The sequence below is a fragment of the Stutzerimonas stutzeri RCH2 genome (genome assembly GCF_000327065.1).
Taxonomy (GTDB): domain Bacteria; phylum Pseudomonadota; class Gammaproteobacteria; order Pseudomonadales; family Pseudomonadaceae; genus Stutzerimonas; species Stutzerimonas stutzeri_AE.
Genome location: NC_019936.1, coordinates 4095873 through 4111738, shown reverse-complemented (window position 1 = coordinate 4111738; position 15866 = coordinate 4095873). Strand labels below are relative to the sequence as shown.

General features: G+C 63.7%; 14 protein-coding genes. 4 read left to right on the top strand and 10 right to left on the bottom strand.

The features are described 5' to 3' along the window. Positions 1 to 124: 124 nt before the first annotated feature. Positions 125 to 400: a polyhydroxyalkanoic acid system family protein gene (locus PSEST_RS19170; protein ID WP_015278590.1), complete on the top strand. Its 276-nt coding sequence runs from the start codon at positions 125 to 127 to the stop codon at positions 398 to 400. A gap of 155 nt (positions 401 to 555) precedes the next feature. Here PSEST_RS19170 and PSEST_RS19165 read toward each other — a convergent pair whose 3' ends face one another. The 5 genes from PSEST_RS19165 to trmL form a co-directional block, all read right to left on the bottom strand. Beyond that, positions 556 to 930 carry a gamma-butyrobetaine hydroxylase-like domain-containing protein gene (locus PSEST_RS19165; RefSeq protein WP_015278589.1) on the bottom strand — a complete coding sequence of 125 codons (375 nt, stop codon included), beginning with the start codon at positions 928 to 930 and terminating at the stop codon, positions 556 to 558. A gap of 47 nt (positions 931 to 977) precedes the next feature. Then, positions 978 to 2321 carry an ATP-dependent protease ATPase subunit HslU gene (hslU, locus tag PSEST_RS19160; protein WP_015278588.1) on the bottom strand — a complete coding sequence of 448 codons (1344 nt, stop codon included), beginning with the start codon at positions 2319 to 2321 and terminating at the stop codon, positions 978 to 980. A 90-nt stretch (positions 2322 to 2411) separates the two neighbouring features. Next, positions 2412 to 2948, bottom strand: a complete 537-nt coding sequence (hslV, locus tag PSEST_RS19155; RefSeq protein WP_011911583.1) for an ATP-dependent protease subunit HslV — start codon at positions 2946 to 2948, stop codon at positions 2412 to 2414. Between the two features lie 137 nt (positions 2949 to 3085). Beyond that, a complete protein-coding gene (locus PSEST_RS19150) occupies positions 3086 to 5458 on the bottom strand; it encodes an FdhF/YdeP family oxidoreductase (RefSeq protein WP_015278587.1) in 2373 nt (790 codons plus the stop codon). 90 nt (positions 5459 to 5548) lie between these two features. Beyond that, the gene (trmL, locus tag PSEST_RS19145; protein WP_015278586.1) at positions 5549 to 6031 is read right to left on the bottom strand and encodes a tRNA (uridine(34)/cytosine(34)/5-carboxymethylaminomethyluridine(34)-2'-O)-methyltransferase TrmL; all 483 of its coding nucleotides are present in this window, start codon (positions 6029 to 6031) and stop codon (positions 5549 to 5551) included. Between trmL and PSEST_RS19140 the strand changes: the two genes are divergently transcribed. Continuing rightward, positions 6030 to 6479, top strand: a complete 450-nt coding sequence (locus PSEST_RS19140; protein WP_041756799.1) for a hypothetical protein — start codon at positions 6030 to 6032, stop codon at positions 6477 to 6479. The two genes, trmL and PSEST_RS19140, sit on opposite strands and share 2 nt — an antisense overlap. Before the next feature lie 88 nt (positions 6480 to 6567). On the opposite strand, the gene ntrC is transcribed toward PSEST_RS19140, so the two are convergent. From ntrC to glnA, 5 genes are all read right to left on the bottom strand, one after another. After that, complete coding sequence (ntrC, locus tag PSEST_RS19135) at positions 6568 to 8004, bottom strand: nitrogen regulation protein NR(I) (RefSeq protein ID WP_015278584.1); 1437 nt, start codon at positions 8002 to 8004, stop codon at positions 6568 to 6570. Then, on the bottom strand, positions 8001 to 9083 hold the full coding sequence (glnL, locus tag PSEST_RS19130) for a nitrogen regulation protein NR(II) (protein WP_015278583.1): 1083 nt from the start codon (positions 9081 to 9083) through the stop codon (positions 8001 to 8003). Before glnL ends, ntrC begins: the two co-directional genes overlap by 4 nt. A 169-nt stretch (positions 9084 to 9252) precedes the next feature. Then, positions 9253 to 9876 carry a DUF4124 domain-containing protein gene (locus tag PSEST_RS19125; protein ID WP_419184898.1) on the bottom strand — a complete coding sequence of 208 codons (624 nt, stop codon included), beginning with the start codon at positions 9874 to 9876 and terminating at the stop codon, positions 9253 to 9255. 2 nt (positions 9877 to 9878) lie between these two features. Then, positions 9879 to 10433 (bottom strand): DUF4124 domain-containing protein, encoded by a 555-nt coding sequence (locus tag PSEST_RS19120; RefSeq protein WP_015278581.1) that lies wholly within the window; start codon positions 10431 to 10433, stop codon positions 9879 to 9881. 161 nt (positions 10434 to 10594) lie between these two features. Beyond that, entirely contained in the window at positions 10595 to 12001 is a 1407-nt protein-coding gene (gene glnA / locus PSEST_RS19115; protein ID WP_015278580.1) for a glutamate--ammonia ligase, read from the bottom strand. A gap of 338 nt (positions 12002 to 12339) precedes the next feature. Here glnA and thiI point away from each other — a divergent pair, with 338 nt between their 5' ends. Both thiI and typA read left to right on the top strand, forming a co-directional pair. Further along, a complete protein-coding gene (gene thiI / locus PSEST_RS19110; protein ID WP_015278579.1) occupies positions 12340 to 13794 on the top strand; it encodes a tRNA uracil 4-sulfurtransferase ThiI in 1455 nt (484 codons plus the stop codon). 167 nt (positions 13795 to 13961) lie between these two features. Further along, positions 13962 to 15782 carry a translational GTPase TypA gene (gene typA / locus PSEST_RS19105; RefSeq protein WP_015278578.1) on the top strand — a complete coding sequence of 607 codons (1821 nt, stop codon included), beginning with the start codon at positions 13962 to 13964 and terminating at the stop codon, positions 15780 to 15782. Positions 15783 to 15866: the final 84 nt, after the last annotated feature.

Here is a 15866-nt window from a genome sequence, read left to right as displayed (position 1 = left end):
GGTCGCCGAGAAGGGAAGTCGCCGTGCGCGCCTGCAGCCTCTTGTGGGCACGCTATGGCTCCCTCCGCCGTTCGTCGCTGCTTTGCTATAGTGCGCGCCTTTTCGGGCGCAGCCAGGAGTCGTAATGGCCCAGATCATCGTCGAACGTACCCACAATCTTGGCCGCGAGGCCGCACGCGAGAAGGCCGACGAGCTGGCCGCGCGCCTAGCTCGCGAGTTCGGCGTGAGCTGTCAGTGGCAGGGCGATGTGCTGGCCGTCAAGCGCAGCGGTGCGGACGGGCGCATCGAAGTCTACGAGGACAGCGTCAAGGTGCTGCTCAACCTCGGCCTGCTGCTCTCGGCCATGGGCGGCAGCATCAAGGGCCAGATCGAGCGGGCGTTGGACAAGGCGCTGGTCTGAGCTGGCGCCCAGCTTAACGGGCGCCTCGAATAGGTGCGGGGACGTAGGGTGGATGTCGCTTTTTACATCCACCGCGACTCCAATGGGTGGAGCGCCATCCGGTGTGCCGTCACCCGGTGGATCGATGAAGCGTGATCCACCCTACGGGTTCGTCCTCACAACATCAGCTTGACGACCGATTCATTCGGGTCGCGTGACTTGCCAGCGGCCGCCAGCGCCGCGAGATAGTCATCCCACAGCGCTTGCTGATTCAGCGCCAGGCGTTCCAGATAGTCCCAGGTAAACAGGCCGCTGTCGTGGCCGTCGCTGAAGGTCAGCTTCAGTGCGTACTGGCCGGCCGGCTCGATCTGCTCCAGGCCGACGTTCAGCTTGCCGGTCTGCAGCACCGGATTGCCGTGGCCCTGGACTTCCGCCGAGGGCGAATGCACACGCAGGAACTCGGCGGACAGCACGTAGCGCTCGTCGGCGCCGTACTCCAGCTCCAGCGTTTTCGATGCCTTGTGCAGCTTGATTGCGGTGGGGATGCGCATGCAACGCTCCGGAAAACCGGCCGCGGCGATCGCCACGGCCGCGACGGTTAGAGAATGTAGCGCGACAGGTCTTCGTCCTGCGCCAGTTCGCCGAGGTGCTCGTTGACGTAGGCAGCGTCGATGCGGATCGCTTCGCCGTCCTGCTTGGCTGCGATATCGCCAGCACTGAAGGAAACCTCTTCCAGCAGCCGCTCGAGCAGCGTGTGCAGGCGACGCGCGCCGATGTTCTCGGTCTTCTCGTTGACCTGCCAGGCGATCTCGGCGATGCGCTTGATGCCGTCTTCGAGAAACTCGATGTGCAGGCCCTCGGTTTTCAGCAGTTCACGGTATTGCTCGGTGAGCGCCGCATGCGGCTCGGTGAGGATGCGCTCGAAGTCCTGCGGTGACAGCGCCTTGAGCTCGACGCGGATCGGCAGGCGACCCTGCAGTTCCGGCACCAGGTCGCTGGGCTTGGACAGGTGGAAAGCGCCGGAGGCGATGAAGAGGATGTGGTCGGTCTTGACCATGCCCAGCTTGGTGTTGACCGTGCTGCCTTCGATCAGCGGCAGCAGGTCGCGCTGCACGCCCTCGCGGGAGACGTCGGCGCCGCTGGTATTGCCGCGCTTGGCCACCTTGTCGATCTCGTCGATGAAGACGATACCGTTCTGCTCAACCGCTTCCAGGGCGCGGGCCTTGAGGTCTTCTTCATTGACCAGGCGCGCGGCCTCCTCGTCGCGGATCAGCTTGAAGGCTTCCTTGATCTTCAGCTTGCGGCTCTTCTTCTTGCCCTTGCCCATGTTGGCGAAGAGGTTCTGCAGCTGGTTGGTCATCTCCTCCATGCCGGGTGGGGCCATGATCTCCACGCCGGCCGGGCTTTCGGCCACTTCGATGTCGATTTCCTTGTCGTCCAGCTGCCCCTCGCGCAGGCGCTTGCGGAACAGCTGGCGGGTGTTGGAATCGCTCGCCTGCATTGGCTCCTCGGAGAAGCCCACCGGGCGCGCTGGCGGCAGCAGCGCATCGAGAATGCGCTCTTCGGCGGCGTCTTCGGCGCGGTGGCGCATCTTGTGCACCTCCTGCTCGCGCAGCATCTTCAGCGCGGCGTCGGCCAAGTCGCGAATGATCGATTCGACGTCACGGCCGACATAGCCGACCTCGGTGAACTTGGTCGCTTCCACTTTCAGGAAGGGCGCATTGGCCAGCTTGGCCAGGCGGCGGGCGATTTCGGTCTTGCCGACACCGGTCGGGCCGATCATCAGGATGTTCTTCGGGGTGACTTCCTGGCGCAGTTCAGCCGGCAGCTGCATGCGCCGCCAGCGGTTGCGCAGAGCGATAGCCACGGCACGCTTGGCGTCGTCCTGGCCGATGATGTGGCGGTTGAGTTCGTGGACGATCTCGCGGGGCGTCATGGACATTTCTTCATTACTCCGGAAGCTGGGCGGGGTACCAAACAGGCGGCTTGAAAAACCTAGGCGAGGCAACGCGGCTAGTTTTTCATCGGCCTGTCAGACCGCGCTGTCCAGCTCCTCTATGGTCAGATTCTGGTTGGTGAACACGCAGATGCTGCCGGCGATGTTCAGCGCCGTTTCGGCGATTTCCTGGGCCGACATGTCGGCGCCGGCCTTGAGCAGCAGTGCCTTGGCCGCGGCCTGGGCGAAACCGCCGCCAGAGCCCATGGCGATCAGGTCGTCCTCGGGCTGCACCACGTCGCCGTTGCCGGTGATGATCAGCGAGGCATCCTTGTTGGCCACCGCCAGCATGGCTTCCAGGCGACTCAGCGAACGGTCGGTACGCCAGTCCTTGGCCAGCTCGACGGCGGCGCGAACCAGGTGGCCCTGATGTTTCTCCAGCTGGCCTTCGAAGCGTTCGAAGAGGGTGAAGGCGTCGGCGGTGGCACCGGCGAAGCCCGCCAGTACCTGGCCGTGATAGAGGCGGCGGACCTTCTTGGCGTTGCCTTTCATGACGGTGTTGCCCAGGGAAACCTGGCCGTCGCCGCCCATGACGACTTTGCCGTTGCGGCGCACTGAAACGATGGTGGTCAAAGGAAAATCTCCACACTGCGGGGCGATGAATGCCCGAATGCGGTTGATATGGGGGACTGCTGGCCGCTTTTCAACGGCTGTCGATGAGGTTCATCGACAGCCGTGTTACAGCGCTTTGCTTTGCAGCGCTCAGTCGCTCAGGCCGGTCCGGGCTCTTCGCCGCGCTGCGGGCGACTGGGCTGGCGCGGCACGTCGCCGGCAACCGCCGCGGCGATCAGCTTGCGCAGGCGCACCGGGATCGACTTGGCCGCCGGCACCTTGCTGCGTTCGGCGTGGTGCCAGACCGGTAACAGCGCGTTGCATTCCGGGTAATAGCCGGCGCAGCAGCCCTCGGGAATGTTGTAGGGCGTCACCCGCAACGGGCTGACTGCGCGATGCACGCCATCGTCGACCACGGTGATCGCTTCGATGCGATCGTTCTCGGCCAGGCCCAGGCGGGCGATGTCGTTGCGGTTCATCAGGATCACCGCGCGGGTGCCATGAATGCCGCGGAAGCGGTCGTCGTAGCCGTAGACAGTGGTGTTGAATTGGTCATTGCTGCGCAGCGTCATCATCTGCAGTACGTCGTGCTGCTCGTGGCCGTTTTCTTCGGTATCCGGGTCGGCGGACAGCGATGGCGGATTGATGAAGTTGGCCTTGCCCGACTCGGTATCCCAGCGTCGTTCGCTCGCACCGAGCGGGCGGTGGAAGCCGCCGGGCTCCATCATGCGCACGTTGAAGTCGTGGAAGATCTCCGGGTAACTCTCGGCAATGGCGTCGCGGATCAGGCTGTAGTCCGCGACCCAGGCATCCCAGTCCAGCATCGGGTTGGGCGCCAGCGTGGCCTTGGCCAGCCGCGCGATGATTGCCGGTTCCGACAGCAGTAGCTCGCCGGCAGGCTGGGCGGCGCCGCGCCAGGCGCGGATGCAGCCGGTGCTGTCCTCGGTGGTGTGACGCTGCTCGCCGGTGGCCTGGCGGTCGATCTCGGTCCGTCCCAGGCAGGGCAGGATATAGGACACCTCACCGGTGATCAGGTGATTGCGATTGAGCTTGGTCGATACCTGTACCGACAGCCGCAGCTTGCGCCACGCCGGCTCCATCTGCAGGGTGTCGGGAATGGCGCGGACGAAGTTGCCGCCCAGGCCGATGAAGCCGCGGATGCTGCCGTCGAGAATGCCTTCGCAGGCCTCCACGGTGTTCACGCCGTCATCGCCCGGCGGCTCGAAGCCGAACTGTCGGCGCAGATTGTCCGCCGGCACCTTTGCCGCCTTTTCGGTGATGCCGACGGTGCGCTGGCCCTGCACGTTGGAATGACCGCGCACCGGCAGGATGCCTGCGCCTTCCTTGCCGATGTTGCCGCGCAACAGCAGCAGGTTGACCAGCATCTGGATGGTCTGTACGCCGTAGCGGTGCTGGGTCAGGCCCATGCCGTATGGCGCGATAACCCGTTCACAGCTGGCATAAACGGTGGCCACGGCCTCCATGGCGGTACGGCTCAAGCCCGAGCGGCGTTCCAGATGTCCCCAGCTGTAGCTGCGGATGCGTTGCTCGAAGGCTTCGAAGCCGTGGGTGTGCTGCTCGATGAAAGCCATATCGAGCACGCGCTTGCGGCCCTCGGCGACGGCCTGGTCGTCCATGGCGAACAGCGCCTTGCACATGCCGGCGATGGCGGCCATGTCGCCGCCGATGGCGAGCTGGTGGTACTGGGTGCTGATCACCGTGCTGTCCGGTGTGAGCATCTCGCGCGGCGACTGCGGATTGACGAAGCGCTCCAGCCCGCGCTCGCGCAGCGGATTGAAGGTGACGATCTGAGCGCCGCGTTCACGGGCTTCCTGCAGCTGATGCAGCATCCGCGGGCTGGAGGTGCCGGTGTTGTGGCCGAAGAAGAACAGCCCGTCGGTGTGCTCGAAATCGTTCAGGGTGACGGTCGCCACCGGCACGCCGATGCTCTCCGGCAGCGCCACCGAGGTGCTCTCGTGGCACATGTTGGAGCTGTCCGGCAGGTTGTTGGTGCCGTACAGCCGCGCCAGCAGACCATACATGTAGGCCGTTTCCAGCGCCGCGCGGCCGGACATGTAGAACACCACCTGGTCGGGATCGGCCATGGCCTTGAGCTCGGCACCGATCTCGGCGAAGGCTTCATCCCAGCTGACCGGCTGATAGTGATCGCTGGCAGCGTCGTAGCGCAGCGGATGGGTCAGCCGGCCCTGCTGCTCGAGATCGTAGTCGCTCCAGTTGAGCAGCTCGCTGACGCTGTGCCTGGCAAAGAATTCCGGGCCGCAGCGCAGCGACGTGGTTTCCCACGCAGTCGCCTTGGCGCCGTTCTCGCAGAACGACAGTGGTCGTGACGGATGCGGCTTGGCCCAGGCGCAACTGACACAGGCGAAACCGTCGATCGGTTTGTTCTGCTTGAGCAGCAGGCCGATACCGGCCGGCGAGACGCGCTCACGCAGCAGGATATTGGCGACGGAGTAGGCTGATCCCCAGCCGCCCGCGGGCGCGTGGTAGGGCCTGAACTTGGTCTGGGACACGTCGTTTCTCCTGCTGCCAAGGGAGCTTGTCTGTTTACGACGGGGACCACGGCGGATCGTTCAGGACCCGTTGTCACAAGGTTGTACCGCTCACTCCATGGCGAAGCCGTGCTGGCGCCAGGCCTCGTACACCGCGACGGCCACGGTGTTCGACAGGTTCAGGCTGCGGCTGTCGGGCCGCATCGGCAGGCGCAGGCGTTGCTCGTTGGGCAGGGCGTCACGGATCTCCGCCGGCAGGCCGCGACTCTCCGGGCCGAACAGCAGCGCATCGCCGCGTCGATAGGACACTTCATGAAAGGGCTGCGAGCCCTTGGTGGTAAAGGCGAACAGTCGCGGGCCGTCGGGGTTTGCGGCGTCGATGCCGATCCGCGCGAGGCAGCTCGGCAGGTCGGCGTGACGCTCCAGCGTGGCGTACTCGTGGTAGTCGAGGCCGGCGCGGCGCAGGCGCTTGTCGTCCAGCTCGTAACCCAGCGGCTCGATCAGGTGCAGGTGGCAGCCGGTATTGGCGCAGAGCCTGATAATGTTGCCGGTATTGGGCGGAATTTCCGGTTGGAACAGGATCACGTGAAACATGCGCAGCACCGAGGTTGAGGATCGGCGGCATTCTACCGGGGAGCAGGACCCGATGCCGCGGCTGCGGCGGCGCTTTTTCGGCTCGCTGGTGCTGATCGGTCTGCTGATCGGGCTGATGATCGGTCGCCTCACCGCGCCGGGGCCGGTCCAGCTCGAGGTGCTGGAGTCGCAACCGCAAGGCCTTTCGTTGCAGTTCGACCGCGAGCCCGAGATATATGACGAGCACCTCGAAGGGGCGTTCGCCCTGCTGTTCCAGGCCGAGGGCGAGCCGCAGGCCGGACAGTTGCAGATAGACGGCATGCCGGTGGCGTGGCGCCTACAGCAGACCGAGAAAGGTCTGTTGCTGCATCTGGTCGCGGCGCGGCCGTTGCAGGGGCAGTGGCGTGGAGAACGTCGCGATGGCGGCTGGCGCCTCGCGGTAAAGGTGGTGGCGGCCAAGCGACCGTGAGCTGAAAGAATCGCTGCGTCAGAAATAATGAACCCCGCCGGCAGCGGGGTTCGTGGTCACTCTCTATATCTCGCCGCCCACGGGTAGGTCAGCTGTCGTCTCCTTCATCGTCGTCGGCGCCATCGACGCGCATCCCCAGCTCCTTGATCTTGCGCGTCAGGGTGTTGCGACCCCATCCGAGCAGCAGCGCGGCATCGCGGCGGCGGCCGGCGGTGTGCTTGAGTGCCGTCTCGATCATGATCCGTTCGAAGGCCGGCACCGCCTCGTCGAGCAGGTTGCTCTGGCCGCGCGCCAGGGCTTGGTCGGACCAGTTGCGCAGCGCCTGTTCCCAGTTGTGCGCCGGCTGTGCCTCGGCCTGCTGGTTGAGCAGCTCCGGCGGCAGGTCGTCGACATGCACTTCGCGCCCGGATGCCATCACCGTGATCCAGCGGCAGGTGTTCTCCAATTGGCGCACGTTGCCCGGCCATGGCAGGTGTTGCAGGTATTCCTTGGTTTCCGGCTTGAGCACCTTGGTTTCCACCGAAAGCTCCTGCGCGGCGCTGGCGAGGAAGTGCTCGGCCAGCGCCGGGATGTCCTCGCGGCGATCGGACAGCCTGGGAATATGAATGCGGATGACGTTCAGACGGTGGAACAGGTCCTCACGGAACTTGCCGGCCTGCACCAGCGTTTCCAGGTCCTGGTGCGTGGCGGCGATGATGCGCACATCGACGCGCACCGGCGTGTGGCCGCCGACCCGGTAGAACTCGCCATCGGCCAGTACGCGCAGCAGGCGCGTCTGCGTGTCGGCCGGCATGTCGCCGATCTCGTCGAGAAACAGCGTGCCGCCGTCGGCTTGCTCGAAGCGGCCGCGGCGCTGATTGGCCGCACCGGTGAAGGCACCTTTCTCGTGGCCGAACAGCTCCGACTCCATCAGATCCTTGGGGATTGCCGCCATGTTCAGCGCGATGAACGGCGAGGCCGAGCGCGGGCTGTGGCGGTGCAGGGCGTGGGCCACCAGCTCCTTGCCGGTACCCGACTCGCCATTGATCAGCACGGTGATGTTGGAATGGCTGAGGCGGCCGATGGCGCGGAACACCTCCTGCATCGCTGGCGCCTCGCCGATGATCTCCGGCGTGTGGTGGCGGTTGGCGGGCTCCTGCTGGTTCTGCTGCTCCTGGGCGTGCTGGTTGGCGCGCTTGACCAGCGAGACCGCGTCATCGACGTCGAACGGCTTGGGCAGGTATTCGAAGGCACCGCCCTGATAGGACGCCACGGCGCTGTCCAGGTCCGAGTGCGCGGTCATGATGATCACCGGCAGGCGCGGGTACTGCTCGCGGATCTGCGAGAGCATGTCCAGGCCGCTGAGGCCGGGCATGCGGATATCGGAGATGATCACATCCGGCTGCTGGCGGGCGAGGCGGGCCAGCACGCCGTCGGCGCTGTCGAAGCTCTGCGTGGCCATGCCTTCCTGTTGCAGGGCTTTTTCCAGGACCCAGCGGATGGAGCGGTCGTCGTCGACGATCCAGACGTTTTCGCTTCGGCTCATGCTGATGTGGCTCCTTGTTCCAGCGGTAGGAAGATCGAGAACACGGTGTGGCCAGGATGGCTCTCGCATTCGATCAGGCCCTGGTGCTGACTGATGATGTTCTGGGTGATGGCCAGGCCCAGCCCGGTTCCGTCCGGACGACCGCTGACCATCGGGTAGAAGAGCGTGTTCTGCAGTTCGGCAGGGATGCCCGGACCGTTGTCGATGATCTCGATGCGTGCCACCAGGCGATGACGGATATGACCGATGGTGAACTGGCGCAGCGTGCGGGTGCGCAGGGTGAGGCGGCCGAGGCCGAGATCGTTCTGCCCGGCCAGCGCCTGCATGGCGTTGCGCATGATATTGAGCACGGCCTGGATCATCTGTTCACGGTCCATCAGGACCTCGGGAATGCTCGGGTCGTAGTCGCGCACCAAAATGATGCTTCCCTGGCATTCGGCCTCGATCAGGCTGGCGACATGTTCGAGCACTTCATGGATGTTGGTCATCGCCAGCGACGGCAGCTTGTTCGAACCGAGCATGCGGTCGACCAGATTTCGCAGGCGGTCGGCTTCCTCGATGATGACCTCGGTGTAGTCCTTCAGGTGTTCTTCCGGCAGCTCGCGGGCCAGCAGTTGCGCGGCGCCGCGGATACCGCCCAGAGGGTTCTTGATCTCGTGGGCGAGGCCGCGCACCAGCATCTTGGTGGTTTCCTGCTTGGACAGCTGGGCTTCTTCCTTGGTGATGCGCAGCAGCCGGTCGCGCGGCAGTACTTCCAGCAGCAGCATGGTCTCCTGACGGGTCAGCACCGGGGTCACGGCGTAGTCGACGGTCAGCGACTGGCCGGTAGCAGAGGTCAGGGTGGCTTCGCGTTTGGTAAAGGGGTGGGCTTCTTCAACCGCCTGACGCAGTGCGGCCAGGGCTTCCGGCGACTCGGTGAACAGCTCGCTGATGAACTGGCCGTGGCTGCGCTGGCCGCTTACGGCCAACAGCATCTCGGCAGCCGGGTTCATGTACTCCAGGCGCAAGCGCGAGTTGAGCAGCAGCGTCGCGGTGGTCAGATTCTCGATCAGCAGGCGTTGCAGGGCTTCGTTGATCATGGCAGGTCTGCGTCCGGAAGTTCTGGCAGGAAATGCAAGAACCAAACCAAACGCGCCATTGCGGCGCGGATTGGCGTGATGCTGCAGCCCTACGGGCTGTCCGGTGACCCAAATTGGTGATGAGCAATCAGTTCATCTGCTGGGCGCACCAAACAGGTGCATCCAGTGATCATAGAAAGGGCACGAACGGAATGTCGCGTTTTTCTACCGGCTTGTCCTTCAGCGGGCATTCCGGGCGCACACCGTAATCACCTTTTTTGCACGGATTGACCATCCGTCGCTGAGCCAGGGAGGTGCGAATCAGATGAAAGGGCTGGTTCTCGGTGCGTTGCAGGACGCGTTCCGCTTCATCCACCACCGCGACTGCCAGTTGGTGGGTACCGCGATCGACATTGCTGAGCTCGAAGCTCGTCTCTTCACCGGGCGCGCCGAAAGGCTGCCCGTCGAGCAGGACCTGATAGGCATGGCCGGCTTGCAATGCGGGCTCCGCCTGCACAGTAACGCTCACCGTGCCGGCGTTGTTGCGGATCGTCTCGTCTGCCGCCGGGCTGAGGATCTGCAGCTGATAATGGACGGCGGCTGCCTGCTGCTTCGGTGGTTGGACCGCGCGCGGGGCGGGTGTCGGCTGCGCCGCCATGCTGTTGGAGGGATTCAGCTGGACTTCCTCCACCACCTGTCCGGTGGGGCGGTCGGTGAAGACCCGGTTGCCCTCGGCATCTATATAGGAATAGATGCCGCCAAGGGCTGGCAGGGCGGTGGCCAGCAGCAGGATGGCCGCCGCTTGGCGAACGATGCTCAAGAAGCCGGCTTCGGCTTGGGTGGTGGCGGACGCAGCGCGGGGCTCGAAGTGTTCACGCGCTGCACAGTGAAGGGCACCGCCTCGCTGCGCTGGATCACGCGCTGGCCGGCGAGCACCTCGACCTGCAGGCGGTGGTCGCCGCGTTCGACGTTGTTCAGTTGCAGCGAGGTCGCCGGGCTGGGCGCGGCCTGAGGAATGCCATCGAGCAGGAAGCGCAGGGTATGGCCGGGTTGCAGCGAAGGTTCCAGTACCGCGCTGACGACGAAGGTGCCGTTGTTGGCGCGCAGCGCCTCGGCATCCGGAATGCCGCTCAGCATCAGGGTCTGGTAGGGCGTCTGCTGGTTCTGCTGACGGTCCGGCAGCGGTGGTGGCGGCTCAGGCGTGCGGATGTTCACCGTGTTGGCCGGCGGCAGGTCTACCGTATCGGCCTGCACGCCTTCCGGCGGCTGGTTGGTGAATACCGTGTTGCCTTGTGCGTCGGTGTACTTGTAGATCTCGGCGAGCGCCGGGAGGCTGATGATCAATAGCAGGCTGAGCAGTGCGCTACGCATGGGAGACTCCGCGGAGTTGGACTGCGGAAGCCTTGCACCGCGCCGGCCTGCAGGCAAGCACCATCGGTGTGATTTGCGAGGCGGTACAAGCTGCGCGGGTCGGCATGGAGTAGAAACGAAGAAGGCCACCCGAGGGTGGCCTTCCTGTCACGCGAGCTGGATCAGACGCTGTAGTACAGGTCGTATTCCAGCGGGTGCACGAAGGTGCGCACCTTGATCTCTTCCTCGGACTTCAGCTCGATGTAGGCATCGATGAACTCGTCGGAGAACACGCCGCCCTTGGTCAGGAACGCGCGGCCCTTGTCCAGCTCTTCCAGGGCTTCCTTCAGGCTGCCGCACACCTGCGGGATCAGCTTGCCTTCTTCCGGCGGCAGATCGTACAGGTTCTTGTCGGCCGCATCGCCAGGGTGGATCTTGTTCTGGATACCGTCCAGGCCAGCCATCAGCAGTGCAGCGAAGCACAGGTACGGGTTGGCAGCCGGGTCCGGGAAGCGCGCTTCGATACGACGGGCTTTCGGGCTGGAAACGTACGGAATACGGATCGAGGCGGAACGGTTGCGGGCCGAGTAGGCCAGCATGACCGGTGCTTCGAAGCCCGGGACCAGACGCTTGTAGGAGTTGGTTGCCGGGTTGGTGAAGCCGTTCAGGGCCTTGCCGTGCTTGATGATGCCGCCGATGAAGTACAGGGCGGTTTCGGACAGGCCGGCATAGCCTTCGCCAGCGAAGGTGTTCTTGCCATCCTTGGAGATGGACATGTGTACGTGCATACCCGAACCGTTGTCGCCATACAGCGGCTTCGGCATGAAGGTCGCGGTCTTGCCATAGGCGTCGGCGACGTTGTGCACGCAGTACTTCAGGGTCTGAACTTCGTCAGCCTTGGCGACCAGGGTGTTGAACTTCACACCGATCTCGTTCTGACCGGCGGTAGCCACTTCGTGGTGGTGCACTTCGACGACCAGACCCATGTCTTCCATGGCGTTGCACATGGCAGTACGGATTTCGTGGTCGTGGTCGCACGGCGGAACCGGGAAGTAACCGCCCTTGACAGCCGGGCGATGGCCCTTGTTGCCGCCTTCGACGTCCTGGTCGGTCATCCAGGAGCCTTGCTCGGAGTAGATCTTGAACATCGAGCCGGAGATGTCCGACTTGAACTTGACCTGGTCGAAGATGAAGAACTCCGGCTCCGGGCCGACGAATACGGTGTCGCCGATGCCGGTGGTCTTGAGGAACTCCTCGGCGCGCTTGGCGATGGAGCGAGGGTCGCGGTCGTAGCCCTGCATGGTGCTCGGCTCGACGATGTCGCAGACCAGAATCAGGGTCGGCTCTTCGGTGAACGGATCGAGCACGGCGGTTTCGTCGACCGGCATCAGGATCATGTCGGAGGCTTCGATGCCTTTCCAGCCATGGATGGAAGAACCGTCGAACATCTTGCCGTGCTCGAAGAAGTCTTCATCCTGGGCATCACGAGCCGGAACGGTGACGTGGTGCTGCTTGCCTTTGGTATCGGTGAAGCGCAGATCAATCCACTTCACATCGTAATCTTTGATCAGTTGAAGCGACTTCGACATGGTGTTCTCCAAGTGGTGGAAGCATGACAGTGAGCTTCCGAATCAGGGTGAAGCCGGGCGGCGATGTTCCGCCAAGGCGACCTGCCTCACAAGGGAGCAAATTGCATGCCAGTGCTCCGTATTGGTACCGCAGGCCTGTAGTGACGCTGCCGCCGCGTTTTTGCGGGCTAAAGCGTAGCTATCCTGGACAAATGATGCTCTTTGTTGGTGCGCGCTGAGGATTTTTCGCCTTGTTTTGGTGCGTCCTGGTGCATTTGAATAAAGCGGTTAAATGTTGAGCAGTTTCCGCTATACTCCGCGCCCCTCTTTTCCTGCCACGTCGGCGCCGCGCTGTTTCCATGAAGCTGATCGTCAAGGTTTTCCCCGAAATCACCATCAAGAGTCCGCCGGTGCGCAAGGGCTTCATTCGTCAGTTGGCGAAGAATATCCGTACCGTGCTGCGCGAGCTCGATCCCGACCTGCGGGTCGAGGGCGTGTGGGACAACATCGAAGTGGAAACCGCGCTCAGCGAACCCAAGCTGCTGCGCGAGATGATCGAGCGCCTGCGCTGCACGCCCGGTATCGCGCACTGCCTGGAAGTGCACGAGTACCCGCTGGGCGATCTCGACGACATTGTCGCCAGATGCAAGGCGCACTACGCCGAGCGCCTGCCGGGCAAGATCTTCGCCGTGCGCTGCAAGCGTGCCGGCAAGCATCCGTTCAGCTCCATGGACGTCGAGCGCCACGTTGGCAGCCAGCTGCGCCAGCAGTGCGCCGCCGCCGGGATTTCGCTGAAAAAACCGGAAGTCGAAGTGCGCATGGAGATCCGCGACCAGCGCCTGTTCGTCGTGCACGAGCAGCATGACGGCATCGGCGGCTACCCGCTGGGCGCGCTGGAACAGACCCTGGTGCTGATGTCCGGCGGCTTCGATTCCACCGTCGCCGCCTATCAGATGATGCGCCGCGGGCTGATGACGCATTTCTGCTTCTTCAACCTCGGCGGCCGTGCCCACGAGCTGGGCGTGATGGAAGTGGCGCATTATCTGTGGAAGAAATACGGCAGCTCGCACCGCGTGCTGTTCATCAGCGTGCCGTTCGAGGAAGTGGTCGGCGAGATCCTGCAGAAGGTCGACAACAGCCAGATGGGCGTGGTCCTCAAGCGCATGATGCTGCGCGTGTCCACGCAGATCGCCGAGCGCCTGCACATCGATGCGCTGGTCACCGGCGAGGCGATCTCCCAGGTCTCCAGCCAGACGCTGCCGAACCTCTCGGTAATCGATTCGGCCACCGACATGCTGGTGCTGCGCCCGCTGATCGCCAGCCACAAGCAGGACATCATCGACACCGCCTTCGAGATCGGCACCGCCGAGTTCGCCAAGAACATGCCCGAGTACTGCGGCGTGATTTCGGTGAACCCGACCACCAAGGCCAAGCGCTACCGCATCGAACACGAAGAAAAGCAGTTCGACATGGCGATTCTCGAACGCGCCCTGGCCAACGCCCGCCAGGTCGCCATCGACCGCGTGATCGACGAGCTGGGCCAGGATCTGCAGGTCGAAGAAGTCGTCGAGCCGAGCGCCGGCCAGGTGATCATCGACATTCGTCACCCCGATGCCGCCGAGGACGAACCGCTCGAACTGGCTGGCATCGAAGTACAGACGCTGCCGTTCTATGCGCTGAACAACCGCTTCAAGGAACTGGATGAAAACCGCCAGTACCTGCTGTATTGCGACAAAGGTGTCATGAGCCGCCTGCATGCTCACCATCTGCTGAGCGAGGGGCATGTCAATGTACGCGTCTATCGTCCGGCCTGACTCATCGGTGAAACAGCCGGGGCTGCTTGGCGGCAGCATCCGCCACCGCCCTCCCGACCGGCACTGATCGCAAGGCCAGGCCATACAACCCTCGGACAGACTGTCTTCGTCCGGACTACTTCCAGCTTCCAGCCTCAGCTCGAAGCTATCTACAGAGAAAAGAATCAGTGATCGAGAATCTACGCAACATCGCCATCATCGCCCACGTTGACCATGGCAAGACCACCCTCGTCGACAAGCTGCTGCGTCTGTCCGGCACCCTGGACCGCAAGGAGCTGGAAAACGAGCGCGTGATGGACTCCAACGACCAGGAAAAGGAACGCGGCATCACCATCCTGGCGAAGAACACCGCGCTGAAGTGGAATGGCTACAACATCAACATCGTCGACACCCCCGGCCACGCTGACTTCGGCGGTGAAGTCGAGCGCGTCATGAGCATGGTCGACTCCGTACTGCTGGTGGTCGACGCCCAGGATGGCCCGATGCCGCAGACCCGCTTCGTGACTCAGAAGGCCTTCAAGGCCGGCCTGCGTCCGATCGTCGTGGTGAACAAGATCGACCGTCCGGGCGCGCGTCCTGACTGGGTTATCGACCAGATCTTCGACCTGTTCGACAACCTCGGCGCCACCGACGAGCAGTTGGACTTCCCGATCGTCTACGCCAGCGCCCTGAACGGCATCGCCGGCATGGACCACGAGAAGATGGACGACAACATGGATGCCCTGTTCCAGGCCATCATCGACCACGTTCCGTCGCCGAAAGTCGACCTCGACGGTCCTTTCCAGATGCAGATCTCGCAGCTGGACTACAACAGTTTCCTCGGCGTGATCGGCATCGGCCGCATCGCCCGCGGCACCATCAAGGCCAACAGCCCGGTCACCGCTATCGGTGCCGATGGCAAGAAGCGCAACGGCCGCATCCTGAAGATCATGGGTCACTCCGGTCTGCAGCGCGTTGAAGTGCAGGAAGCCGAAGCGGGCGACATCGTCTGCGTGTCTGGCATGGACGAGCTGTACATCTCCGACACCCTGTGCGACCAGAACAACGTCGAGGCCCTGCCGCCGCTGACCGTCGACCAGCCGACCGTGAGCATGACCTTCCAGGTCAACGACTCGCCGTTCGCCGGCAAGGAAGGCAAGTTCGTCACCAGCCGCAACATCAAGGACCGTCTGGAGAAGGAGCTGCTGCACAACGTCGCCCTGCGCGTCGAGCCGGGCGACAGCCCTGAGAAGTTCAAGGTTTCCGGCCGTGGCGAGCTGCACCTGTCGGTGCTGATCGAAACCATGCGTCGTGAAGGCTTCGAGCTGGCCGTTGGCCGTCCGGAAGTGGTGATCATCGAGAACGAGGCCGGCGAGAAGCAGGAACCGTACGAGAACGTCACCATCGACATCGAAGAGCAGCATCAGGGTCCGGTAATGGAGCAGATGGGTCTGCGCAAGGGCGACCTGAGCAACATGGTTCCGGATGGCAAGGGCCGTGTGCGCCTGGAATACACCATCCCGGCGCGTGGCCTGATCGGCTTCCGTAACAACTTCCTGACCCTGACTTCGGGCTCGGGCATCCTGACCTCGACCTTCAGCCACTACGGCGCGATCAAGGCCGGTGAAGTGACCAACCGCCAGAACGGCGTGCTGGTCTCGATGGCCACCGGTACCGCGCTGACCTACTCGCTGGAAACCCTGCAGGCGCGCGGCAAGCTGTTCCTGGCGCCGGGCGACGAGATCTACGAAGGCCAGCTGTGCGGCATCAACAGCCGTGACAACGACCTGGTGCTCAACCCCACCAAGGGCAAGAAGCTCGACAACATGCGCGCTTCCGGCAAGGACGAAGTCATCGCCCTGGTTCCGCCGATCAAGTTCACCCTCGAGCAGGCGCTGGAATTCATCGCCGACGACGAGCTGGTTGAAGTGACGCCGAAGTCGATCCGCCTGCGCAAGAAGTATCTCAACGAGAACGACCGCAAGCGCTTCGAGCGCAGCAAGGTCTGACACCCGTTGCGAGACAACAGAAAGGCGCCTTCGGGCGCCTTTTTGCTGTCTGGCGATTGCCGGGCCGAGTTGCTCCGGTGTGCC

Coding starts and splice junctions, on each gene's coding strand:
- PSEST_RS19170 (WP_015278590.1), top strand. CDS start 125: ATGGCCCAGATCATCGTCGAACGTACCCACAATCTTGGCCGCGAGGCC.
- PSEST_RS19165 (WP_015278589.1), bottom strand. CDS start 930: ATGCGCATCCCCACCGCAATCAAGCTGCACAAGGCATCGAAAACGCTG.
- hslU (WP_015278588.1), bottom strand. CDS start 2,321: ATGTCCATGACGCCCCGCGAGATCGTCCACGAACTCAACCGCCACATC.
- PSEST_RS19140 (WP_041756799.1), top strand. CDS start 6,030: ATGCGCAGCACCGAGGTTGAGGATCGGCGGCATTCTACCGGGGAGCAG.
- trmL (WP_015278586.1), bottom strand. CDS start 6,031: ATGTTTCACGTGATCCTGTTCCAACCGGAAATTCCGCCCAATACCGGC.
- ntrC (WP_015278584.1), bottom strand. CDS start 8,004: ATGAGCCGAAGCGAAAACGTCTGGATCGTCGACGACGACCGCTCCATC.
- glnL (WP_015278583.1), bottom strand. CDS start 9,083: ATGATCAACGAAGCCCTGCAACGCCTGCTGATCGAGAATCTGACCACC.
- PSEST_RS19120 (WP_015278581.1), bottom strand. CDS start 10,433: ATGCGTAGCGCACTGCTCAGCCTGCTATTGATCATCAGCCTCCCGGCG.
- glnA (WP_015278580.1), bottom strand. CDS start 12,001: ATGTCGAAGTCGCTTCAACTGATCAAAGATTACGATGTGAAGTGGATT.
- thiI (WP_015278579.1), top strand. CDS start 12,340: ATGAAGCTGATCGTCAAGGTTTTCCCCGAAATCACCATCAAGAGTCCG.